Raw genomic sequence first — 23,150 nt, 5'->3', positions numbered from 1 at the left:
TGGTACCCGAGGCCAGACTTGAACTGGCACGCTTATTCAGCGAGGGATTTTAAATCCCTTGTGTCTACCGATTCCACCACTCGGGCAAACTCTTTATATTAACAACGGGAATCGTGTCATTAATACTTTATATTTTGGAGGCGCGACCCGGAGTCGAACCGAGATCGGCGGATTTGCAATCCGCAGCATAGCCATTCTGCCATCGCGCCATACTTGCTAACTCATTAAAACACTATGAGTCTTTAAATATTGGAGCGACATATCGGGTTCGAACCGATGACCTATACCTTGGCAAGGTATCGCTCTACCAACTGAGCTAATGTCGCAGAATCTGTATTAATGATTTGGTAAATCACTAAGTTTTAATTTGGAGCGACATATCGGGTTCGAACCGATGACCTATACCTTGGCAAGGTATCGCTCTACCAACTGAGCTAATGTCGCATTTTGCTTTATCTTCAACTTTATTAAGGTATTTTACCTTAATAAACTGAGTTGATGTCACGCTTCAATATTCTGTAGAGTTAAAACATTGTTTACACATATTCTCTGGTCTACGGGGTGGCATTCTACCGATTTACCATCCTGTGTCAACCGCTGTTTTAACGATAACTCACTGCTTGCACACTAAATAATCTCTTTGATTTTTTATTGCACTATTCAGCGGTGAGATCTTTCCACGCTGCTAAAATGTAACTCATCATTGACCAGAAAGTTAATACAGCAGCGATATAGAGCAGCACAAATGCCGCAGTTGTCATTAACGGATTGTATTGCCAGATCAAGCCAATAATCGCCACCATTTGCGCCGCAGTCTTATATTTTCCAATCCAAGAAACCGCTACAGTGCCACGTTTACCGATTTCTGCCATCCATTCTCTCAGGGCTGAAATCACAATTTCGCGGCCGATCATAAACAGTGCTGGCATCGTCAGCCAAATATTGGTGTATTGGTCAACTAATAAGACTAACGCAGTGATGACCATCAACTTATCCGCAACTGGATCGAGGAAGGCACCAAAACGAGTTAATTGCTTCAGTTTACGGGCAGCATAACCATCTAATGCATCCGTTAACGCCGCGAGCCAAAAGGTAAACGCAGCAACAAAAGGAGTCCAGTCATAGGGTAAATAAAACAGCACCACAAAAATGGGCAGTAAAAAAAGCCTGAAAAGAGTTAATGCTATAGGTACGTTAAACGGCATGATCAAACCAGTTAGTCAAAAGCAGCGCCAATCTTGCCTTAATTTTATCACCCTCGCAATGCATCATGAATGGTTTGTGCCATTTCTATGCTGATCCCCGGTACTTTGACTAATTCTGCCACACTTGCCCCTTTCACTTCCTGCAGTCCACCCAGATGTTGCAACAACGCTTTACGGCGTTTAGGGCCAATACCGGCAATAGATTCGAGCGTTGAGGTATTACGGGTCTTTTGGCGACGATTACGATGTCCTGCAATAGCGAATCGATGGGACTCATCACGAATATGCTGAATAAGATGTAGCGCTGGCGAATCACCTTCGAGGGAAAAACTGGTTTCAGTATCACCAAAAATTAACGTTTCAAGCCCAGGTTTACGGCCCTCACCTTTCGCCACACCAATCAATTGCGGCACTTTATCTAAATGGACAAACTTTTGATCCACAATTTTTTGCGCAATACGCAACTGTCCGAGTCCACCATCAATAAACAGAATGTCGGGAATTTTACCGCCCGCTTCAATTTTATCAAAACGACGAGTTACCGCTTGCTTCATTGCGGCATAATCATCGCCTGGTGTAATTCCATCGATGTTATAACGGCGATACTCCGCTTTGTGCGGCCCCTCGCGATTAAACACCACACACGAGGCAACCGTACTCTCACCCATAGTATGACTAATATCGAAGCATTCCATTCGCTGAATAGGCGTACTTAACTCTAAAATTTCTTCCAATAATACAAAGCGTTGCTCAACAGTATTTTTATGAGATAAACGCGTCATCACAGCATTAGTGGCATTGGTGACCGCCAAGCGTAAAAAGCTTGCTCTATCGGCACGCACATTGGTCTTAATTGAGAATTTTTTATCTAATGCCGTAGATACCGCCGCCTCGAGCTCGGGTAACTCTTCAAAATTATGGCTAATCACCACTTCCTTGGGGATAGTGCGCTGGATATCGGCGTTTAAATAAAACTGTAAAATAAAGGATCGTAGTACTTCATTTATATCCGTTTGTGCGGGTACTGAGGGATAATAACTGCGACTGCCAAAAATTTTACCCTCACGAATAAACAGTAAATGGAAACAGGCAATGCCTGACGCATAATGCACGCCAATCACGTCCATATCACCTTTATTATTCGACACTTCTTGCTGCTCAGCCACTTTACGCAGTGCCATAATTTGGTCGCGAAACCGAGCGGCATGCTCATAGGCTTGGTTCTCGGCAGCCTGCTCCATTTTGTCAACTAGGGCTGTGATCACTTGTTGATCTTTACCTTTCAAAAACAAACTGGCTAATTTAACTTGTTCATCGTAATCAGCATGGCTGACTTTACCCACACAGGGCGCGCTGCAACGGGAGAGTTGATATTGTAAACAAGGACGTGAGCGAGATTTGTAGTAAAGGTCGTCACATTGGCGAATAGGAAATAGCTTCTGCATCAAATGCAGGCTTTCACGTACCGCGCCACCATTAGGATAAGGCCCAAAATAGTGGCCTTTTTCTCGCTGAGGCCCGCGATGATACGCAAGCCTTGGGTGCTCATGTTGACTTAATAATATGTAGGGATAAGATTTGTCATCACGTAATAACACATTGTATTTAGGCATATATTGCTTGATATAATCGTTTTCAAGCAACAACGCATCGGTTTCACTGTGGGTTAACGTGACATCAATATGATGGATATGTGAGACTAAAGCTTGGGTTTTAACATTATCTAAATTTTTACGAAAATAGGATGAAAGACGTTTTTTAAGATCTTTGGCCTTACCCACATAAATGACGTCATTTTTGACGTCATACATACGATAAACACCAGCGGAGGATGAAACCGTTCGTAAAAAACTTGCGGCATTAAAATCACTCGACATTATTCACACCCACGGTTTTGCAGACTTAACACCAACCACATAAAATAATACGACCTACTCTTATAACCGACTGATAATTAAAAATGACCCGTATCCAACATCTTATAACGAATAGCTAACCGCGTGAGCTCCACATCGCCACTGATCCCCAATTTGGCAAATAAACGGTAACGGTAGCTGTTAACGGTTTTAGGGCTTAAATTGAGCTGCTCAGAAATGTCGCTCACTTTCTCACCATTAGTGATCATCAACATAATCTGCAATTCACGTTCAGACAATGTCTTAAATGGATTGTCATCTGCGGGATTAAACTGACTCAGGGCCATTTGTTGCGCAATCTCAGGCGATAAATAGCGTTGTCCACGGGAAACCTGTCGTATGGCCTGCAAAACTTCAGGGGGCGTCGCACCTTTAGTTAAGTAGCCCGAAGCGCCCGCTTGCATCACTTTGCTTGGAAACGGATCTTCAGTGTGTACTGTTAAGACAATAATTTTTGCATGTGGCTGATATCGTAAAATTTTGCGCGTTGCTTCTAAACCACCCATCCCCGGCATATTCATGTCCATTAAGATCACGTCGGCTTCATTTTGACGAGACCACTGCACCGCAGTTTCACCATCTGGAGCCTCGCCAATAACCTTGATCCCACGTTCATCTTCTAATATGCGGCGGATCCCAGTTCTTACAAGCTCATGATCATCAACTAGATATATCGATATCACTTTACATCCACCTCTACAATTTACAGAGCACACCGTGCATAAACAGCGAAATACAGCAAACGGCCACTGAATTCATGTGGCTAATTTAGCCCAACCGCTCTATTTCGCAAAGCATAAAATGAACATTGTTAACTAGATGATATTTAAAGGAAGGATTTTAGACCGCATTAACGTATCGGGAGCATTTTTGCAGCAGAAAAATGCATACTCAGCTGAATATAAATTATTAACTCATGAGGATAGATTAACTGATGATGTGCTCACTCAATATAACAAGGTACTAAACTTAAAATCATTAAATAAGCACACTAGCATTTAACTTAAATTAAGACGTAACGTTCAAATCGCGCAAACAAAAAAGGCCATCATTGCTGATAGCCTTTTCTGTAAAATATGGCGGAGGAGCAGGGATTTGAACCCTGGGTGGGCTATAAACCCACGCCGGTTTTCAAGACCGGTGCATTAAACCACTCTGCCACCCCTCCGAACGAGCGAGATAATAGCGATCTCTGTTGTCACTGTAAACTTAAATTTTTGAATAATCTTTCAAGTGGTGATTTAGTACTCTACTACGGTATATGTTTCTATTATTTCCATAAAACAATCGCGATAGTGTTCGGCTCAAATCGACTTCATGGGTAAAAACGTGTCCATTTAACACACTCATAGTTAACCATCAATCTCTCGTAATCAGAAAATAAGATATTAGCCATATATTTCAATGATATAAACAAATAAAAGTAAAAGCTCTATATCGGCATATATTTTGTATAGCTTAGTTATCAAACTGATTATGTTGACCTAAAGGTGGTATATGCAGCAACTCGCCCTTATTGATGAACCCAGCCAACAACCATCCGAACTTTCACAAAGTAAATTACCCGGTGACATAGCCATGTGGCTAGTGATCATGATGGAGCTGACTGTATTTGCATTATTTTTTATCGGCTTTGCAGTAATGAAGCGTTTAGAACCAGATATGTTTCTACAAGGCCAACACACAATCCACATCACCATCGGCCTAGGCTGTACCTTGAGCCTATTGCTCAGTAGCTATTTAGTGGCCTTGGCACTTAATGAAGCAAAACGAGGCAATAACGTTAAAGTAGCCAAGTTACTCCGTGGCAGTTTATGTTTGGCTTTTGTTTACCTTATCGCTAAAAGTTATGAATACACCTTATTGATTAATGCTGGTTTTGATCTATCTACCAATGACTTTTTTACCTTGTATTTCTTGATCACTGCATTCCACTTTATGCATGTGATATTAGGTTGTGGCATTTTATTTTATTTACATCAACAAAGCCGCAAGCAATTTTATGGACCGAATGAACATCAAGGGTTTGAAGCCGCTGCTGCTTACTGGCATATGGTGGATTTAGTGTGGATTTTAGTTTTTTTCTTAATTTACATTGCCCACTAAGGGTAATCGTTATCCATTTATGATGATTAGAGGACAGAAACTTATGCCGTTATTTCACAAAAATATTAAGTCGATACACTTAGCTGCCATTATCTTAATTGGATTAACTTGCCTAACGACGGCAATCAGTTACTCCCCTGTCATTTTTAAGTTTGCCAGCCCACTCTCATTAACAGATATCAATCCTTCGGTACGATTGTTCAGCATCATTATTATTGTTTTAATGACCATGATTAAGGGCATAAAGATTGTTGATGTGTTTATGGAGATGCGAGATACGCCGAAACAATGGCGCCGATTCGCCTTAAGTTATCCCATTATCATCCCGCTTGTGCTTGCTTTAATCCTCTATCTTTAAAAGGCTAGCATAGGTTTGATATTCGACATTTGAAAGATAAACTCAGTTTGCCGTTAAGTCGCTACACATATATTTGTGCAACTCATCACAGTTTATTCGGTACTAACAAGACAAAAACATCAATGTTGATATATTGACAACGTTAATTTGGCTTTTGCCTAATTTGTTGTCAATATTCCCCGTTGGAGCCTGTCATGTTAGAGCAAACTTTACTGGATATCGCCTTAGATCTCAGCCAAAGCATACCCAAAAAAGCTCTTTATCAACGCTTTATGACCGCTGTCAATCAAGTGATGCCCTGCGATGCTGTAGCGCTACTGGAATATCAAGGTAATGAATTAGTCCCTGTCGCCGTTGATGGGTTACTACCAGAAGTGCTCGGAATGGGTTTTGCTCCCCATGAACATCCCCGGCTTGAGACTATTATGGGCTCAAGGCACCCTATTCGTTTTAATGCCGATTCAGAGCTTGCCGATCCCTATGATGGTTTCTTAGTGATTGACCCCAAAAGAGTGCTTGATGTCCATGCATGTATCGGTTGCAGCCTTTATGTAGAAGACACGCTAGTTGGGGTACTCACTTTAGATGCTCTCAACGTTGGCGCGTTTGATAACATTAGTGATATTAGTATTGCCACCTTAGCCGCCCTTGCCGCTGTCACGATACGTAATGTTAATTTACTTACCCAGCTAGCACACCAAGAAGAATATCGACTTAATGAAAGAGAGAGCTCTTTTAAACAAAAGCCATTAAAGAAGTCAGACTTTATTGGTGAAACGCCCTGTATGCTGGCTCTTAAAGATGATATTCGAATTGTCGCTAATTCAGACCTATGTGTACTAATCAGTGGTGAAACGGGGGTGGGTAAAGAAGTTGCCGCTCGCAGCCTGCACGCGCAATCTAAACGTAAGCAGCAAATTTTTGTACAATTAAACTGTGCAGCATTGCCTGAAACATTGGCAGAGAGTGAGCTGTTTGGTCATATTAAAGGCGCCTTCACCGGAGCCACTAAAGACAGAATGGGCAAGTTTGAATTAGCCCACCAGGGCACACTATTTTTAGATGAAGTTGGGGAATTATCCCTCGGATTACAAGCTAAATTATTACGATTTATCCAAGAGGGCGAAATCCAACGCTTAGGGCTAGATCGAAATATCCATGTAGATGTGCGCATTATTGCTGCCAGTAATCGTAATTTACTGAATGCGGTTGATGAAGGACGTTTTCGTGAAGACTTGTATTATAGACTTTGTGTTTATCCACTCCATGTACCGCCACTTCGCGAACGTCCAGATGACATTCCGCTACTTTGCGGTAATATTTTAACTCACTTTAAACACAAAATTGGCTTAAGCAATGCCAAAAGCATTCGCCTTAGTGCAGAAGCAATGCAAACTTTACTTGCCTATTCATGGCCAGGAAATGTCAGGGAACTACAGCATGTATTGATGCGTGCAGCGCTTAAAGCCAGCGCTGAAAGTAAAGGAGTTATCATTGTTCAACGTCATCATTTAAGTTTTGCAAGGGAGCGACTTAACCCAACAGCAACTTTCAATGCGGCATCGATGGTAACATCCAGCCCATCCTCCAAAACATCCAATACCGATGTATCGTTACCCTTAATAAGCTCACCTGATGAAGAGTCATCAACTGCTGCAAGTACAATATTAGATACGGCATCATTCACTAACGAGACGCAACCCTCACCACGTGTGGATACATCGCATTCCTTTAATGATTTGGTAGCCGATTTTCAACGCCAAGTCATACGCCAAAGTCTTGAGGATAATGATCAAGTCTGGGCTAAAGCCGCGCGGCAACTACAACTTGATAGGGGAAACTTACATCGTCAAGCTAAACGTCTAGGGCTAATCGTATAATGCACGGCGGTAACATAAATGCATGGCGATAACGTAAATACACACTAACTCAATTTACATATGGTCTTTACTTTACTCAAATATAAATAAGTAAAGACGGTTAAATGGTCTAAATATTATCAATAACTAAACTATCAACAATCTATTTGTTAATAATAAAAACAACTCAGTGTAATCAGCCCAAGCATGAGCACTAAAAAGCCTTTCATTATTCTCACGGGCCAACCTTGGGAGTGCTTAAGTCCCATGAAATAATCGATAACTAAAGTCCCCTTGCTAAGCACTATCCCTGCCACCAGCAATACACTGAGTTGGTTGATATGCGCTAAGTGTTCACCCTCCACCTTTTGCTGCGGCCCTTCTGCCAGAAGGGTACTAAAAAGCGTTAATACCACCAAGGTCAACCACACCATTACAGGCCAATGGTTACCCTTAAAAACCGAGGCTAGTCGGAGATTAATGCGTTTAATAAAACGGTTTGCCATACAATTAGCCTCAAATGAACCCAAGATAATCAGTGTTGAACGAATACTGTTAATTACGCTGCTTATCCAAAACGCAGGTTGATTACATGGCATTTTTCTATCATCACTATGCTATCAATGTAAAACGTATAAGAGCGGAAAGATGACAATCCAAACTAAATCAATCATATGCCAGTAGGTCGCCGCACTTTCTAACCCCTCGTGATTATTTGCATCATAAAAACCCAGTGCGGTAAATATCGTCACCACACTTATGGTAGCCATACCAATCAATACATGTAGTAAATGATTGAAACCAATGTAATAGTAACCCGCAATAAAGTAATCATCCCTTGGATTAATACCGAGCGCGCCATTGCGGTGATACTCCCAAAATTTCACCGCACAATACAAGCCACCCGCGACTATGGTTAAAAGCAACCAATGAATAGTGCGCTTGATATTGCCTATTTTGATAGCCGCCATCGCTTTAACAATACATAAACTACTGCTGAGTAAAATAAGGGTATTACTAAGGCCAGCAAGAGTGCTGAGCTTTTGCGGCCCTTGGCTAAAATCCGCAGGAAAATAAGCTTTGGCAACCAAAAACAACACAAAAAACAAGCCAAACTCGGTTAGCTCTGCGTAAATAAATACCCATACCGCAAGCGAGCCAGGAGCCTTATGTTGGCTTGTGTGCGTCACTATTGAGTTTTGACTAACCTCAGCATCATGTTGATTAACCAAACCCTCGGATTCAACACTTAAATCAAATTTAGCCATAGTGTCAGTCATGCTATCGACTTAAAAATGTGCATTAACAAGCTTTGATAAAGCCTTAATTGTCTCAGGCTCATCAGTTAGTGGCTCGATAATACAATGCAAACAGGCTGTTTGTGCATGGCATCCACTGGACATCATTTTCGCGGCATAAATCAATAACCGTGTGGATACCGCTGCCTTTAAATCAATATCACTTAAGCGACGAATATCAGCGCCTAATTTGACTAAAGTGTTCGCAAGTTCAAGCTTAATTCCGGCTTCATGCACCAGAATGTTTGCTTCGTTTTCTGGGCTTGGATAATCAAAAGACATAGCAACAAAACGCTGACGAGTACTGGGTTTAAGCCCTTTCATCATATTTTGATAACCTGGGTTATAGGACACCACTAACATAAAATCTTTATGGGCTTTAATGACTTCTCCAGTGCGCTCAAGATGAAGCTCGCGGCGGTGATCCGATAGCGAATGCAGTACTACCGTGGTGTCTTTGCGGGCTTCAATAATTTCGTCTAAGTAACAAATTCCGCCGTGGCGTACTGCCCGCGTTAACGGGCCATCTTGCCAAAAAGTGCCATCAGAACTGACTAAATGACGACCAAGTAAATCTGCTGCGGTTAAATCATCATGGCAAGATACGGTCACTAATTCACGGCCGAGGTTATGTGCCATATATTCCACAAAGCGGGTTTTACCGCAGCCGGTAGGCCCCTTGATGAGTACCGGTAAATTATGTGCTTTGGCAAAATTAAAAATCTCGACTTCGTTATCTTGAACTTGGTAGTAACAACTGTTGGTATCTTCGGTCATAACAGGCTCTCTTATCACGCAAAATAGATAAATTAACTCAAAAGGAATTAGTGCATCGCAGTAAGATGTAGATAAATTTTAGGTAGCACTCGCGGTAACTCGCTGGCATTACTCACAATAGAAAACCCATGATGCCCAAAAAGATATGGGAGATAGTCATGGCCTTTTTTATCAATAGTGACGCAATAAGGCACTAAGCCTAAAAGTTTAGCTTCAACAATGGCTTGGCGAGTATCTTCAATACCATAACGACCTTCGTATTTGTCTAAATCGTTAGGTTTACCGTCTGTAATAATTAACAATATTTTATTGGCTCCGCCTCGTTCTGCTAGTAATTGGCTAGATTGCCGAATCGCGGCGCCCATACGGGTGTAGTAGCCAGGTTCGATACGGGCAATACGGCCTCGGACATGATCACTATGCGGCATATCGAAATTTTTAAGGATGTGATAACGCACATGTTGGCTACGCACTGATGAAAAACCATATAATGCAAATTCATCACCAAGGCGAGTCAGCGCCTCGCTAAAAACCATTAAGCTGTCACGGATAACATCAATCACCCGTTGCTTATCATCAATATAGGCTTCTGTTGATAGGGATAAATCAGCCAAAATCAAACAATTGACATCTCGATTCTGTCGCTGGGTATCAATATAAAAAGCTTGTTTGCTGGTATCTTTTACAGGCAAAGCATAGTCATCTAGCCAAGCATCGAGATCAATTTCATCACCACTTTTTTGAGCTTTTCTGCGGTGTGGCGTTAACCCTAAATGCGCAAAAAGCGCTAATATATCTTGGCTTAACTTTTTATATTCGCTGGATAACGCAATGGGTTCAACCTCATCACTAATCATTGTTTGCAGCACGCACGCGTCATCAACCAAGCGTTGCTGTTTATAGTCCCACTCAGGTAATAAAATACCTTCGCCTAAGCGCAAATCATCTTGGGCGGCTGCGGGTAAATCTAAGTCAAAACGGATCCGGGCAGCACTCGCCTTACGGTGTCGCGATAAACTAATAATATCGAGATCTTTTGCAATTTCGGTAATATCGGTATCGTCATCCTCATCACTTTGACAACGATCTAGATTGATTTGCTCAGTCCACGTCATCAAAGCTTCAGCTTGAAAAATCAGTAGTCCATCGGTTTTACGATTATCATCAACATATTGTGCTTTTTTACGTTGATCAATTTCCTGCACTTCACCCGCGTTACGCTTGGGTTGGGTTTTATTTTTTTCATCCGCTGGCTTAAAATCCGCACCTGCGCCTTGAGTTATTAGCGGTGGATAAAGCCACAGTGGCACAGGCAACACATCTTTATGGCTATGGGGGTATTTATCCATAGCTCCGGGGATTTTGATTACTGTTGCAATGGCTTTTTCTGCTAGCGTTAACCCATCCTTTTGACTGAAAAAATCACGGCTAAAAAACTCAGTCGCTTTTGTTTTAGTCGCCTCTTTAGCAAGTAAAGTTTCAAGCTCAAGGTTTCGTAGCCCTAACACTTCATGAGCTAACTGACTGTATATACGCCTCAGTCCAGCGTATTGAGTAATTAAGTGGCGAGTGGCTTGTTGATTGTCATTAAACCAATCGGTCATGTCTTTATAAGACAGGCCACAGCGGCTCTGTTTATCTAACTGGGCAGCTAAAGCAGTTAGCCAAAAATATAATGATTGATTAAGATCTTTTTCAGCAAATAGCGCAATAAATGGCGGGAGTCTTACACTGCGTTCGTCTTGCCAACTTAAATAAAACTGTTTATGACTGCCGGCAATTTTCTGCATCGTACTGCGACGGATATTGAGATCACGCTTTTCGGCTATCTCAAGGCTTTTAGCTCCATCACCGCCCATAGCACGGTAATAAATTAATAGTTGAGTTTGTAATTCACTGAAATGGACCTTAGCAGCGACATGGTCGGTGGTCACTTGGGATGTTAACCATTTATCCCATATTTTACCGACGACTTCTTCCATTGCTACCTCAATAATATAATGACGAATGCTGATATTTTTAATTAATTCGTTATCGATAAATAACGGAAATGTACACTCAGATTTAATAGTATTTTTACTATTCTATTATTAAGTAACATCTATTAAAATTGATATAAATGTAACCTAATAAATCAACATTAAGAGTCTGATAAACAATATTGATTGATATGAATAGCGTTAAATATTGATAAATGTGGCTGTAACCTAAAGGCCGCAGCCACATTAACTATCAAATCCTTTATTCAGCTAACGTCGCATTAGCATCAGGATATTGTTTGCCATTTTTATTGGCAACTACAAAGCTTGCAAAATAAGCAGCAACGCCCGCAGTAAAGAGTAAACCAAACCCAAGACGTACAATATAGAAAGGCTTCAGCACCTCTTGTGTTGCCATAAAGCTTAATGCTTTACCGGCTTCTGGGATGCGTTGTAATGCAACTTGCCAAATTCCCGCTGCGGTTAACGCAAAGGTAATACCTAGCATGCCGATACACATTAACCAAAAACCAATTCGTTCGACTTTTTGTGCCTGCACACTGTTGCCTTGTGGGCGACCGTTCATTACTGGCATAGAGTATGAAATCATACACATAACTACCATCGCGTAGGCGCCAAAGAAGGCTAAGTGACCGTGTGCAGCAGTAAGTTGTGAGCCATGTGTGTAGTAGTTAACAGGAGCTAGCGTATGCAAGAATCCCCATACACCCGCACCTAAGAAAGCCATAACCGCAGTGCCTTTAGCCCATGTGGTGGCGATCTTATTATTGTGTTCTCTACGGCGCTCTTTCACCATTTTAAAGGCAAATACCACCATCATAAAGAAAGGCACAGGTTCTAATGCGGAGAAGAAAGATCCCATCCATAACCAGTACTTAGGTGGGCCAACCCAAAAATAATGGTGCCCCATACCAATAAGCCCAGAGATCAGCGCCATCGCAATAATCACATAAAGCCATTTTTCAATGTGCTCGCGATCGACACCTGTGACTTTAATGAGTACGAAAGCTAATAGAGCACCTAAAATAAGCTCCCATACGCCTTCAACCCATAAATGCACCACAAACCACCAGAAATATTTATCTAATGTTAAGCTGTCAGGATTATAGAAAGAGAATAAATAGAAAACGGCTAAGCCAATAAGCCCCGTAATCAACACCATATTAATAACCGTCTTCCGGCCTCTCAATATGGTCATACCAATATTAAATACAAAGGACAAACAGACTAATACAATACCAACTTTGGTAATGGTGGGTTGTTCTAAAAACTCACGGCCCATTGTCGGAAAGAGTTCATTTTTAGTAATCCGAGCCAGTTCAGCGTAAGGGACGAGTAAGTAGCCTAAAATAGTTGCTACGCCCGCTACCACAAAAACCCAAAAAGTAATTTTAGCGAGTAATGGACTGTATAGCTCCGTTTCAGCTTCTTCAGGGACTAAGAAATAACTTGCTCCCATGAATCCAAATAACATCCAAACAATCAGAAGGTTGGTGTGTACCATTCGTGCAGCGTTAAAAGGAATATAAGGAAAACCGACATCACCATTGATGTACTGCAACCCCATTAATAAACCAAACAAAATTTGGCCGGCAAATAATATCATTGCAAAAACAAAATACGGTTTTGCAATTCGTTGAGATTCATACTTCATAATTCGCTCCTCTCCTTAACCTTCGATATTCGGTGGCCAATTGTTATCGTCGATCCTGGATGTCCAGATTAAAAAATCTGCCAAGTCATCGATTTCAGCATCGGTTAAGTTAAATTGCGGCATCTTACGACGTTCAGGAATAGCGAGAGGTTGAGCATTAACCCATCCACGTAGGTAACTTTTAAACGCAGCTTCGTTACCAGCACCACGGCGATCAAACACGTTAGCAAGCTCTGGAGCATAATAAGCTCCCTCACCCATCAAACTGTGGCATCCGATACAGTTGTTGGTTTCCCATAAACCTTTACCGGCAATGACATGCTCTGTCAGCGCTTCCCTATGCTCTCGCTTCGGTAATTGACGGACAGTATCTACCGACAACCCCAACAGCAATAACAAAAAGAAAAAGCTGCCGCCGTAATAAATATTACGAGCCATACTTTTTGTAAATTTTTCAGCCATTAACGACTCCTTGATTTTTAATTTCCATTATTAAAAAGCAATAGTCATGCCAACAGTTAAGATAATGATTTACAAGGATTAATCCTGATAATTAATTAAACATTAATTTCAGCCAGTCAAATTGACTGCGATGATGTTGTTAATTAAACATCGTTAATCAATATCTAGTGTTAATAAGACAAGGCTAATTAATAGCCAAGCGGTTAAATTAAAAGCGATTTAACTGTGTATAAAAAAACGGTTAAAATTTTGAGAGTTAACAGCGTTGACCATAATGGCGCCGATTAAAGTGAAAAGCGCACAATTAAATGATGTTAGTGATGCGGGTGGCAGCTTATCAAACAATGCTGAAAAACATAAATTGCGTGATGAGTTTTCGGTAAGCATGGCAACAAATACTCAACTGAACACAACCACATATTTAGTATAAAAAGACACAGAAACATACTCATTATCCATGACACATTTGGGAGACGTAATATGTCATCACTAAGAGGTAGTTGTTTTTTTTGGGTTGAAGCAATACAAAAAATAGCTAAGTCGAGCGGTATTGGAATGCATTTGATAATACAGCGATTTCATAGACCAATTTTTTATAGATTGAGTTTTAACTGACAATTTTTAACAAATATACTGATTACTGATTACTGATTACTGATTACTGATTACTGATATAGGTTAATAGTATGACTACGGAATATGCCTCAATCGTGTAGATTTAGGCGAGTAAGCGCTATATATGATCTCCTCCAATACTGGATAAGATCATATACAGCGCATAATTGCTATCTTTATGATTCAGAAGCTAAATATCAATAATTAAGTTCTTGGCTCTCGCTGCTGAGGTGAAACGTCGCGTCTATGTATCCAAAGGTACAACACTGGCAACACCAGTAATGTCAGTAAGGTCGACGACATAATGCCGCCAATCACCACTGTTGCTAAAGGTCGCTGCACTTCTGCTCCCGTGCCGATATTGAGCGCCATTGGGATAAACCCAAGGCTGGCGACTAATGCCGCCATTAATACCGGCCTTAAGCGTAGCAGCGCACCATCAATAATCGCATTACGTAAATCACCGGTTTCAGACCATCGCTGGCGAATAAACTCCACCATCACCAAACCGTTAAGCACAGCAACACCAGACAACGCGATAAAGCCGATACCCGCCGATAATGACAACGGCATGTCACGTAGCCATAACGACAATACGCCGCCGGTTAACGCTAAAGGAATACCGGTGAAAATGACCAGCGAATCTTTAAAAGATGAAAACGCCATCATTAATAAGCCAAAAATAATGGCTAAGGTTACTGGCACAACAATAGAGAGCCGATTACTGGCCGATTCTAGTTGCTCAAAGGTGCCACCGTAATCTAACCAATAGCCACTTGGCACTTTGACGTCGGTGGCAATACGCTGCTTGACCTCCGCAACAAAGCTGCCGAGATCGCGGTCTCGCACGTTGGCAGTGACGACTATGCTACGTTTACCGTTTTCACGGCTGATTTGTGCTGGGGCGGGTTTATTTTCTAACGTGGCGACTTCATTTAAGGGCACATAACCGCCATTTGGCAGCGGCACAGGTAAATATTGTAGGTTTTCAATATCAAGACGCAGTGCTTCTGGTAAACGAACCACTAACTCAAAACGACGATCGCCTTGATACACTTGCCCTACGGTCTCACCGCCAATACTGGTGGCGACTAAATCCTGTAGCATTTGTACATTTAACCCATAACGCGAGAGTGCCATGCGTTTAGGAATGATCGATAACATCGGCAGACCCGTCACTTGCTCAACACTGGTATCAGCAGCGCCATCAATGCTATTGATCACTCCGCTGATGGCATTTGCGGTAGTGACTAATTGCTCAAGCGAGTCGCCAAATATTTTGATCCCTAAATCGGCGCGCACACCTGAAATTAACTCGTTAAAACGCATTTGAATCGGCTGGGCAAACTCGTAGTTATTACCTGGCAATTCAAATAATGCGGCCTCGAGTTCTTCAACTAACACGTTTTTAGGTTTATTGGGGTTAGGCCATTGATCACGAGGCTTTAAAATCACAAAACTATCGGCAATATTGGGTGGCATAGGATCTGTTGCTACATCGGGTGTGCCAATTTTAGCGAAGGTTTTTGCCACTTCAGGAAATTGTAATAAACGCAGCTCAACCTGTGATTGCATCTCAATGGCTTGATCTATACCCGTTCCTGGAATACGCATAGCATGTAAAGTGATATCGCCCTCATCAAGTTCGGGGACAAACTCTGAGCCCATTTGAGTCAATAACCAAATAGATACGCCCACTAGCACCGCGGTAAAAGAAACCACAATCCATCGCCACTCAAGCACCCATTCTAATAACGGGCGATACAAAGACTTAGCGCCTTTAATCACGATACTTTCTTTTTCACTAATTTTACCGCGCAAAAAAATCGCTACGGCAGCGGGCACTAAAGTGATCGAAAGTACCATCGCCGCCAATAATGCCATGATGACGGTAATCGCCATAGGGTGAAACATTTTGCCCTCAACACCCGACAAACTAAAAATCGGGATGTACACCACAGTGATAATAGCCACGCCAAATAAACTGGGGCGGATCACTTCCGTGGTTGCCTCATACACTAATTGTAAGCGTTGGCGTAAATCTAATAATCCACCGCCATGCTGCTGCGCGAAGGATAAACGCCGCACACAGTTATCGACGATGATCACAGCACCATCGACGATTAAACCAAAATCTAACGCGCCTAAACTCATCAAGTTAGCTGAAACACCAGTTTGCACCATGCCCGTAATCGTCACTAGCATAGACAAAGGGATCACTGCGGCGGTAATCAAGGCGGCGCGAAAATTCCCCAGCAGTAAAAACAACACCACGACCACCAGTAAAGCGCCTTCTAACAGGTTGGTTTTAACGGTATCAATGGTTTTATCGACTAAGGTGGTGCGGTTATAAACCACATCAACGGTTACACCATCGGGCAGTGACGGCTTAATGGCTGCAAGTTTAGCGGCAGCAGCCTGCGAAACAGTGCGGGAGTTTTCCCCCATCAGCATCATCGCCATGCCAAGCACGCTTTCTTTACCGTCACGGGTCGCAGCGCCGGTGCGTAGCTCTTTGCCGATTGCCACTTCAGCTACATCGCGGATTAAAATAGGCTCGGAACCATTACGCCCGACAACAATCTGTTCGATATCTGTAATCGTTGCCAATTGCCCTGGTGAACGAACTAAAAGCTGTTGGCCATTTTTTTCAATATAACCTGCGCCGCGGTTGCTGTTGTTGGTTCGCAGGGCATCAGCCACTTGCTCCATTGAAATACCATATTGCAGCAACAATCTGGGGTCAGGTAATACATGGTATTGTTTGTTAAAGCCGCCAAAGGTATTCACCTCAACAATGCCAGAAACCTGCGCAAGCTGCGGCTTAATGATCCACTCTTGGATTTCACGTAAGGCGATAGCGTCCATCGGTGAGCCATCAGCCTGCGTAGCGCCCGGAAGGGCTTCCAATGTGTACATGAAAATTTCACTGAGGCCTGTTGCAATCGGCCCCATTATCGGTTCAAGCCCTTGAGGTAGTTGGGCTTTAATTGTCCCAAGGCGCTCATTAATCAGATTACGAGCAAAATAAATATCGGTGCCATCTTCAAAGACAACCGTGACTTGCGATAAGCCATAGCGGGAAATAGAGCGTGTATAGCTAAGATGTGGCAAGCCATATAGCGCAGACTCGACCGGAAAAGTGATTCTTTGCTCGGTTTCTAACGGCGAGAACCCCGCAGCCTCAGTGTTAATTTGCACCTGTACATTGGTAATATCAGGTACAGCATCTATGGGTAAACGCTGGTAACTCCATAACCCGGCCGCAACTAGCAGCAAGACGAGACTCATCATCAAAAAGCGTCGCTCAATAGAGAAACGTACAATTTGTTCAAACATATTGCTTCTCCTTAGTGCTCGTGCGCTGCGCCAGATTTTTCAATATCGGCTTTAATCAAATAGCTGTTTTCGACCACATATTGTTCACCCACTTCAAGACCTGACAGTACTTGAGTATGGCTATCATCGCGATAACCTAAGGTAACGGGTCTTAGCTCGTAACGATCGCTTTCTTTTACAAAAACAACGTCTTGATTACGCATACTGTGTAGCGCTTTATTTGCTACAACTAAAGGCACATCAAGATGGGCAATTTCAATATGGGCTGCCAGCATGTCGTTAGGGGCAAACTTATCTGTCACATTATCAACTCGCACCCGAGCCACCACCACCGCTTCACCATTAGCAGCGGGGAGTAAATGTGCAATTGTGCCTTGATATAAGATGTCGTTGGCTTTCAATGTAACCGCTTGTCCCACCTTTACTTGGGCGCGAGCAGAGGGGAATATCTGGACTTCAGCCCAAAGCATAGTGGTATTGGTGATCAGCAATAAAGGACCATTACGAGTGGTTTCACCCACATTTACATATCGACCTTGTACCACACCGCTAATGGGCGCTGATAGGGTGTAAGTTTGTAGGCTGTCATTGGACTCGACCTGCGCTAAGCGCTGGCCCTTTTCAACTTTATCGCCAATATTGACGTAAAGGTTGGTCACCACGCCAGGAAAACGCGCAGTAATATTGGCGATATTATCTGCTGCCAGTGTCAATCTTCCATAGGCGCTAACAGTTTTGGCTATGGTGCCTGCTACCGCTTGCGTAGTTTTAATACCGACTTTTTGGGCTATTTCTGCCGCAATAGTCACATGATTAGTTTCATGCTCATCGTGTTCAGCATGTTTGTCATCATCGCCGTGCGCATCGTGTTTTTCATGTTCGTCATGCTTATCATGTTCAACATGGGTAGCTTGCTCATTGTGCTCAGTATGTTTTGGGGATGGCTCATGACCGTGATCGTCCGATGACCATGCTTGATTCGAAAAGGCAAAGAAAAGGCATAGAGGAAAAAGTAACTGTTTCATATTGATGAGATTTCCATTTTTATTCCATTAATGGCAAAGCATTGGATTAACGCTGCTGTAATGCTTGCGCAGTAAGTTGTTCAATCAAGGCTTGGTTTAATAACACGGACGTTGCGGCTTCAATTAACGCTAAACGGGCATCGAGGAGCTCTTGCTGAGCCGAGACCCAATCGGCATAACGATATGCGCCTTTTTCATAGGCTTTTTGCGTGTGGATAAGCGATTCAGACAAAATGGGGATTATCTCTTCCCGTAGATGTGCTACCGCCTCAAATTGCTGCTGCCGCGTTGAATAGGCTTTAAACAACCGTACTCGTAAAGCCAATAAGGCTGCATCTTTTTGCGCGCCAGCCTGATTAATGGCCGCATTTGCAGCTTGTACATTGCCACTATTACGTTGCTCAGCAAACAACGGCATCGAAAAGCCTAATGTTAGTGCGTTATCGCCAGAAACTTCAAAGCGTTTAACGCCTATCTGCCAACGAATATCACTGCTGGACTGGCTACGAGCCAGCTGCCACTGTGCTTCACGAACACGCTGCTCATTTGCATACACTTCAATGGCTGGGGTTGTTTCAATGCGTTGATACAGTGTGTCAAAGGGCTCAACCGCGTTAAAGGCAAATAGATCGCCACTTAATGAATTGAAGGTTGGCTGATTTACGCCCCAATAACTCGCTAAAATCACTTTGCTGCTATTGTAGTTCGATGCTAATTCCGCTGCATTTAAACGTGCATTAGCCAGTGCCGCTTTTGCCCGCAGTGCATCCGCTTGAGACGCTGCACCTTGGCGGACCCGCTGATTAACCTGCTGATATGTGGCCTGTGCTAACGTAATGGCATTTTCAGCAAGTTTTTGTTTTTCTTGTAAAGAAAGGGTCGTGATAAACGTTTGCGTCACTTCACCTAATAAATCTAATGCAGCCGCTTTTTTCTGCGCTTCAACATAGGCAAAGCTAGTATCAACCACTGTGGTGCGCGCTAATCGCTTATCGCCCAGTTCAATAAATGACGACAAGGCTAATGTGAGCTCCACGGCATCAATACCTGAATATTCACCAGTTCCTAATACGTTTTCCGCTTCTAAACCCACCTCATACGAAGCAGATTGGTCGGCACTTATGCGTTGCCCCGCTAATGCTTGGCTGCGCCATTGGAACACTTGTAATTGTGGATGACGACTTAATGTTAGCTGTGCAGCACTTTCTAACGTGAGGTTTTCAGGTGCTTTGGCATAAACGTCACCAATTGTGGAAAACGTCAGCATAAATAATACGTTATACAAATAGCGTCTATGCCGCTGCGATGGATGATGACTGTTTAGCATGTATTTATAACCTTAAGTTGATACCCGCTTAACCTGCCGCTGCAGGCTTATTCAACGCGGATTGACCTCATAAACTTATCGCCTAATAGCAATATCAATCGCTATGGGCAGAATAACCATCACATTCTGTATAGATTAATAGCCAGAGTGGTAACAATTATAATCATTAACACCATGATTAATAGCTAAAAAATACAGATGTGCGAGCCATTTTATGTTATTTGTGCTAGTTTAATCCTTCCAGTAACAAGAAGGTCAATCTGAAATGAAGATCAATGATGCAGCTAAACGATCGAGCATTAATAGCAAAACCATTCGCTACTATGAAGAAGTGGGATTATTACCACCAACGAGCCGCAATGCCAATGGCTACCGAGAATACAGTGAGGTAGATATTGAAAGATTGATTTTTATTCGGCGTTGTCGTGAATTACAAATTCCAATAAAAGAACTGATGATCCTCGTCGATGTGCAAATAGATCAGCAATCATCCTGCCTAGAAGTGGATGACATTATCCTCAAGCAACTTGAAAAAGTACGCGATAGAATTAAAGAACTGCAGCAACTAGAAAAAACGCTCAACAAACTGGCTCATTCTTGCCAATTTGATACCGTTTCTCAATGTCAGATTTTACAGAAACTAAGTGAAAAATAAATAATTAGCCCAGAACACACATTAATGTCTTTACCATAGCGGCTGTAGGTGATGTTTGGATTCGCGTGGCCAACAAGCTGCGCCACGATATGCTCGCTAATATCTAATTGCTTCATGCTGTCGATAAAGGTGTGCCTGGATGAGTAGGCTGTAGGGCGTGCATTAGGTTTCATGCCTATCTTTGTTTGTAACGTTGAAAGCTGTTTGCAGTATTGATATGACCAGTCTTCCGTCTGCCCGACTTACTTATAACCAAACAGCTGACCATTTTGGTGTGCTCTGCTAGCAACAAAGGCCATAAAGCCGCGTTTCAATAAATTGGCGTGTATCGGCACTTCCCTCACCGCATTGATGTTTTTAAGGCGCTGACCTTGACCCCCTTCACTGATTGCAATATACGTTGAGTCATTTACCGATTTAATGTCGCTAATACGCAACTGGCACGTTTCTGACGGCCTTAAGCCACTATGGAGCATCAGTAGCGTCACCCACTTAAAGTCGTCGTCACTTACGCGGCACTCTGCACTATCAAATAAGCGCTTAAGCTCCAGCGTTGACCATCTGTCCCTTGCATCGCTCGCCTTTGCTTTCGGCTTTTGGCTTTTGGCTTTTGCCCTATCGTCACGCTTTCAAATGGGTTTTGAGTGCAATAGTTCATTAATTTGCACCACTTAAAGAATTGAAATGTGGCGGCTAAGTACTCTTTATTACTTTTATAGCTGCGACCTTGCGTTAATAACGTATCCCGATACTGCATCGCATCGGCACTGGTGATGTGGGTGACCTGAGTAGCGGAAGTAAATGTGATGAAGTGTTCAATGCGTTGGGTTAGTTGCTTTACCGACAATAAACGAATACCCGCCTTATGTTTTGACGCGACAAACTGCGTGAGAGCCTCGTTGAAGCAGATTTGAGGTTTGGGCGGAATCAACTCCACCTCACGCGCAGGCGTTAATTTGCTCTGCCGTTGAGGAATTAACGAGCTAAGACGGTCTATTTGCACAAATTGCGTGCGCAGCTGATTAATCACCTCATCAACGTAACGAATAAAATCATTAATGCGAGTGTGCTCATCAATCGATTTAATCAGTTTTTTGAGGGTTCCAGCGACATCAATGTTACGAATAACCGCTTCAGAGCGGTCACGAGTTAATAATGAGACTTTAACATCGAAAGGATAGCCGATATCGCGTAAGGATTTGGCTAAACAGATACGAGTGAAGTACACGTTGTTGGGGGCGCGATAAAGATACATTGTCTGAGTCAATCCTCATGGAGAGTCTCTCAAACGCCACAAACAAAAAAAGCCGTTGATAATCAACGGCTTCTTTCGTATTTAATATGGCGGAGGAGTAGGGATTTGAACCCAAGAAATCAGCCACAAAATAAAACTAAAATTCATTATAATCAACAACTAATCGAAAAATCACATCTCAGATAGTGAACATTCGTAGTCGATATATGACATTTAAATATTTATTGGTTAGATTGTCAATGATTAACGCCCAAAGCGGCGAGCGGAGTGAGTCCAGCCCATACGTTACTTTGCATGGGCTGTAGCTATGCTGACTTTGTTTGTGCACGCCCAGCATGGGAGTGAACGAATGAGGTGAAAGCCCCTCTGCAGGAAGGTCAGCGTTTAAATAACATATTGTTATTGAACGTTAACGACTACACCAGGAATACAGCAAGCGCTGAGTAATGAGTATCTGAAGAAAGCAGGATTATATTCACTAAGAGATGGATCGCAGTTCATTATCCTAACCAGAACGTTTAGGTTAGGTGTTCTAAATGAACCGCCCAGTGCGGAGTCACATGCAGGGTGGTGTGGGGGCTGGAGGCTAGATACCTCTGGCTACCCGATTATGAATTAATTACTCGGCAGATGGCATTTTGACCCATTCCATTCAAACGCATTTAAGATATCTTGAAATATCGAGTGTAGCGCTTCCATTGACGCTTATTTAACTACTCGCCAAATAAAGCCAGCGTTTCAAGTTATACATTAATATCATTTGACTAGGTCAATAAGTCTTTAAAAATCAAACTCGAACATCAGTAATAGTAAATTCTACTTTATAAGCAAGCGATAGTTTGTCTTAGAATAACCAAATTAAACTATCGTTTTCACTAGACTCTTACAACAACATAGAACCAATAATTATGCCAATGCCAAAACCTATAACCATACCTGAAAAAAATGCTCTTTTATCTTTTATTTTAGAATTCCAATTATTTTTACTATTATTAGAATTCCAACCATTCTGTTTTTTTTCTGTTATCATAATTCCTCAATACTCAGGAGAGTTGATCTCCTGAGTTGCTTTGTTTAATTACCTAGTTTGATCCCGAATTCAACTCCGAAGTGCGACACTCGGCAATTAAGCAACTAATTGGTGAAAAACCACCGCTGGCTGCTTAAACTTCAAACATTTCTTGGGGCGATAGTTAATCCTGCTCTGTAATGGTCTAATGAAACTGTAGAGATTTATAGCTTAAAATAAGCCAAATCTTAAAGGTATTTATTATGATTAGAAAATCGAAAGTCACTGTC

Annotated in this window: 20 protein-coding genes and 5 tRNA genes; 4 read left to right on the top strand and 21 right to left on the bottom strand. The window is 42.3% G+C overall.

All coding sequences use genetic code 11. The features are described from left to right. The 8 genes from BW947_RS17040 to BW947_RS17005 all read right to left on the bottom strand — a co-directional run bounded on the left by BW947_RS17040 (window position 1) and on the right by BW947_RS17005 (window position 4,289). Window positions 1-86, bottom strand: a tRNA-Leu gene (locus tag BW947_RS17040). 49 nt (window positions 87-135) lie between these two features. After that, a tRNA-Cys gene (locus tag BW947_RS17035) sits at window positions 136-209 on the bottom strand. A gap of 41 nt (window positions 210-250) precedes the next feature. Then, window positions 251-326 (bottom strand) — tRNA-Gly (locus BW947_RS17030). Window positions 327-368: 42 nt separating this feature from the next. Then, a tRNA-Gly gene (locus BW947_RS17025) sits at window positions 369-444 on the bottom strand. Window positions 445-656: 212 nt separating this feature from the next. Then, complete coding sequence (gene pgsA, locus BW947_RS17020; RefSeq protein WP_076501816.1) at window positions 657-1,205, bottom strand: CDP-diacylglycerol--glycerol-3-phosphate 3-phosphatidyltransferase; 549 nt, start codon at window positions 1,203-1,205, stop codon at window positions 657-659. Between the two features lie 47 nt (window positions 1,206-1,252). Further along, entirely contained in the window at window positions 1,253-3,082 is a 1,830-nt protein-coding gene (gene uvrC / locus BW947_RS17015; RefSeq protein ID WP_076501813.1) for an excinuclease ABC subunit UvrC, read from the bottom strand. Between the two features lie 77 nt (window positions 3,083-3,159). Beyond that, window positions 3,160-3,804, bottom strand: coding sequence for a UvrY/SirA/GacA family response regulator transcription factor (uvrY, locus tag BW947_RS17010; protein WP_076501810.1), 645 nt, complete (start codon window positions 3,802-3,804; stop codon window positions 3,160-3,162). 394 nt (window positions 3,805-4,198) lie between these two features. Next, window positions 4,199-4,289, bottom strand: a tRNA-Ser gene (locus BW947_RS17005). Window positions 4,290-4,618: 329 nt separating this feature from the next. Between BW947_RS17005 and BW947_RS17000 the strand changes: the two genes are divergently transcribed. The 3 genes from BW947_RS17000 to norR all read left to right on the top strand — a co-directional run bounded on the left by BW947_RS17000 (window position 4,619) and on the right by norR (window position 7,465). Next, window positions 4,619-5,227: a cytochrome c oxidase subunit 3 family protein gene (locus BW947_RS17000; protein WP_076501807.1), complete on the top strand. Its 609-nt coding sequence runs from the start codon at window positions 4,619-4,621 to the stop codon at window positions 5,225-5,227. Window positions 5,228-5,270: 43 nt separating this feature from the next. Continuing rightward, window positions 5,271-5,585 carry a cytochrome C oxidase subunit IV family protein gene (locus BW947_RS16995; RefSeq protein ID WP_076501804.1) on the top strand — a complete coding sequence of 105 codons (315 nt, stop codon included), beginning with the start codon at window positions 5,271-5,273 and terminating at the stop codon, window positions 5,583-5,585. A 194-nt stretch (window positions 5,586-5,779) separates the two neighbouring features. After that, on the top strand, window positions 5,780-7,465 hold the full coding sequence (gene norR / locus BW947_RS16990) for a nitric oxide reductase transcriptional regulator NorR (RefSeq protein ID WP_076501801.1): 1,686 nt from the start codon (window positions 5,780-5,782) through the stop codon (window positions 7,463-7,465). Window positions 7,466-7,614: 149 nt separating this feature from the next. Here norR and BW947_RS16985 read toward each other — a convergent pair whose 3' ends face one another. The 9 genes from BW947_RS16985 to BW947_RS16945 all read right to left on the bottom strand — a co-directional run bounded on the left by BW947_RS16985 (window position 7,615) and on the right by BW947_RS16945 (window position 19,941). Then, window positions 7,615-7,950: a cytochrome C oxidase subunit IV family protein gene (locus BW947_RS16985; RefSeq protein WP_159436993.1), complete on the bottom strand. Its 336-nt coding sequence runs from the start codon at window positions 7,948-7,950 to the stop codon at window positions 7,615-7,617. Between the two features lie 114 nt (window positions 7,951-8,064). Continuing rightward, the gene (locus BW947_RS16980) at window positions 8,065-8,724 is read right to left on the bottom strand and encodes a cytochrome c oxidase subunit 3 family protein (RefSeq protein WP_083948240.1); all 660 of its coding nucleotides are present in this window, start codon (window positions 8,722-8,724) and stop codon (window positions 8,065-8,067) included. 9 nt (window positions 8,725-8,733) lie between these two features. Continuing rightward, window positions 8,734-9,519 (bottom strand): CbbQ/NirQ/NorQ/GpvN family protein, encoded by a 786-nt coding sequence (locus tag BW947_RS16975; protein WP_076501796.1) that lies wholly within the window; start codon window positions 9,517-9,519, stop codon window positions 8,734-8,736. Window positions 9,520-9,566: 47 nt separating this feature from the next. Next, window positions 9,567-11,501 carry a nitric oxide reductase activation protein NorD gene (locus BW947_RS16970; RefSeq protein ID WP_076501794.1) on the bottom strand — a complete coding sequence of 645 codons (1,935 nt, stop codon included), beginning with the start codon at window positions 11,499-11,501 and terminating at the stop codon, window positions 9,567-9,569. 259 nt (window positions 11,502-11,760) lie between these two features. Beyond that, a complete protein-coding gene (locus BW947_RS16965; protein ID WP_076501792.1) occupies window positions 11,761-13,173 on the bottom strand; it encodes a cbb3-type cytochrome c oxidase subunit I in 1,413 nt (470 codons plus the stop codon). 15 nt (window positions 13,174-13,188) lie between these two features. Beyond that, window positions 13,189-13,635 carry a c-type cytochrome gene (locus tag BW947_RS16960; RefSeq protein WP_076501789.1) on the bottom strand — a complete coding sequence of 149 codons (447 nt, stop codon included), beginning with the start codon at window positions 13,633-13,635 and terminating at the stop codon, window positions 13,189-13,191. An 819-nt stretch (window positions 13,636-14,454) separates the two neighbouring features. Beyond that, a complete protein-coding gene (locus tag BW947_RS16955) occupies window positions 14,455-17,589 on the bottom strand; it encodes an efflux RND transporter permease subunit (RefSeq protein WP_076501786.1) in 3,135 nt (1,044 codons plus the stop codon). Between the two features lie 11 nt (window positions 17,590-17,600). Further along, complete coding sequence (locus BW947_RS16950) at window positions 17,601-18,614, bottom strand: efflux RND transporter periplasmic adaptor subunit (protein WP_076501783.1); 1,014 nt, start codon at window positions 18,612-18,614, stop codon at window positions 17,601-17,603. Window positions 18,615-18,660: 46 nt separating this feature from the next. Then, the gene (locus tag BW947_RS16945) at window positions 18,661-19,941 is read right to left on the bottom strand and encodes a TolC family protein (RefSeq protein ID WP_076501780.1); all 1,281 of its coding nucleotides are present in this window, start codon (window positions 19,939-19,941) and stop codon (window positions 18,661-18,663) included. A gap of 265 nt (window positions 19,942-20,206) precedes the next feature. Between BW947_RS16945 and BW947_RS16940 the strand changes: the two genes are divergently transcribed. Then, a complete protein-coding gene (locus tag BW947_RS16940; protein ID WP_076501777.1) occupies window positions 20,207-20,596 on the top strand; it encodes a MerR family transcriptional regulator in 390 nt (129 codons plus the stop codon). On the opposite strand, the gene BW947_RS16935 is transcribed toward BW947_RS16940, so the two are convergent. The 4 genes from BW947_RS16935 to BW947_RS18750 all read right to left on the bottom strand — a co-directional run bounded on the left by BW947_RS16935 (window position 20,566) and on the right by BW947_RS18750 (window position 22,881). Beyond that, complete coding sequence (locus BW947_RS16935; protein ID WP_076501774.1) at window positions 20,566-20,769, bottom strand: site-specific integrase; 204 nt, start codon at window positions 20,767-20,769, stop codon at window positions 20,566-20,568. The two genes, BW947_RS16940 and BW947_RS16935, sit on opposite strands and share 31 nt — an antisense overlap. Before the next feature lie 69 nt (window positions 20,770-20,838). Next, window positions 20,839-21,084: a site-specific integrase gene (locus tag BW947_RS16930; protein ID WP_425272285.1), complete on the bottom strand. Its 246-nt coding sequence runs from the start codon at window positions 21,082-21,084 to the stop codon at window positions 20,839-20,841. 20 nt (window positions 21,085-21,104) lie between these two features. Then, on the bottom strand, window positions 21,105-21,851 hold the full coding sequence (locus BW947_RS16925) for a hypothetical protein (RefSeq protein ID WP_076501768.1): 747 nt from the start codon (window positions 21,849-21,851) through the stop codon (window positions 21,105-21,107). Between the two features lie 883 nt (window positions 21,852-22,734). After that, window positions 22,735-22,881 (bottom strand): hypothetical protein, encoded by a 147-nt coding sequence (locus tag BW947_RS18750; protein ID WP_159436992.1) that lies wholly within the window; start codon window positions 22,879-22,881, stop codon window positions 22,735-22,737. Between the last annotated feature and the right edge of the window lie 269 nt (window positions 22,882-23,150).

The organism is Shewanella morhuae (assembly GCF_900156405.1).
Classification (GTDB): Bacteria; Pseudomonadota; Gammaproteobacteria; order Enterobacterales; family Shewanellaceae; genus Shewanella; species Shewanella morhuae.
This window is presented reverse-complemented; position numbering and strand designations above follow the sequence as displayed.

What these genes read in the sequence shown, in the direction of transcription:
- pgsA (WP_076501816.1), bottom strand. Translation starts at nt 1,205, where the DNA reads ATGCCGTTTAACGTACCTATAGCATTAACTCTTTTCAGGCTTTTTTTA.
- uvrC (WP_076501813.1), bottom strand. Translation starts at nt 3,082, where the DNA reads ATGTCGAGTGATTTTAATGCCGCAAGTTTTTTACGAACGGTTTCATCC.
- BW947_RS17000 (WP_076501807.1), top strand. Translation starts at nt 4,619, where the DNA reads ATGCAGCAACTCGCCCTTATTGATGAACCCAGCCAACAACCATCCGAA.
- BW947_RS16995 (WP_076501804.1), top strand. Translation starts at nt 5,271, where the DNA reads ATGCCGTTATTTCACAAAAATATTAAGTCGATACACTTAGCTGCCATT.
- norR (WP_076501801.1), top strand. Translation starts at nt 5,780, where the DNA reads ATGTTAGAGCAAACTTTACTGGATATCGCCTTAGATCTCAGCCAAAGC.
- BW947_RS16985 (WP_159436993.1), bottom strand. Translation starts at nt 7,950, where the DNA reads ATGGCAAACCGTTTTATTAAACGCATTAATCTCCGACTAGCCTCGGTT.
- BW947_RS16980 (WP_083948240.1), bottom strand. Translation starts at nt 8,724, where the DNA reads ATGACTGACACTATGGCTAAATTTGATTTAAGTGTTGAATCCGAGGGT.
- BW947_RS16975 (WP_076501796.1), bottom strand. Translation starts at nt 9,519, where the DNA reads ATGACCGAAGATACCAACAGTTGTTACTACCAAGTTCAAGATAACGAA.
- BW947_RS16970 (WP_076501794.1), bottom strand. Translation starts at nt 11,501, where the DNA reads ATGGAAGAAGTCGTCGGTAAAATATGGGATAAATGGTTAACATCCCAA.
- BW947_RS16965 (WP_076501792.1), bottom strand. Translation starts at nt 13,173, where the DNA reads ATGAAGTATGAATCTCAACGAATTGCAAAACCGTATTTTGTTTTTGCA.
- BW947_RS16960 (WP_076501789.1), bottom strand. Translation starts at nt 13,635, where the DNA reads ATGGCTGAAAAATTTACAAAAAGTATGGCTCGTAATATTTATTACGGC.
- BW947_RS16955 (WP_076501786.1), bottom strand. Translation starts at nt 17,589, where the DNA reads ATGTTTGAACAAATTGTACGTTTCTCTATTGAGCGACGCTTTTTGATG.
- BW947_RS16950 (WP_076501783.1), bottom strand. Translation starts at nt 18,614, where the DNA reads ATGAAACAGTTACTTTTTCCTCTATGCCTTTTCTTTGCCTTTTCGAAT.
- BW947_RS16945 (WP_076501780.1), bottom strand. Translation starts at nt 19,941, where the DNA reads ATGCTAAACAGTCATCATCCATCGCAGCGGCATAGACGCTATTTGTAT.
- BW947_RS16940 (WP_076501777.1), top strand. Translation starts at nt 20,207, where the DNA reads ATGAAGATCAATGATGCAGCTAAACGATCGAGCATTAATAGCAAAACC.
- BW947_RS16935 (WP_076501774.1), bottom strand. Translation starts at nt 20,769, where the DNA reads ATGAAACCTAATGCACGCCCTACAGCCTACTCATCCAGGCACACCTTT.
- BW947_RS16925 (WP_076501768.1), bottom strand. Translation starts at nt 21,851, where the DNA reads ATGTATCTTTATCGCGCCCCCAACAACGTGTACTTCACTCGTATCTGT.
- BW947_RS18750 (WP_159436992.1), bottom strand. Translation starts at nt 22,881, where the DNA reads ATGATAACAGAAAAAAAACAGAATGGTTGGAATTCTAATAATAGTAAA.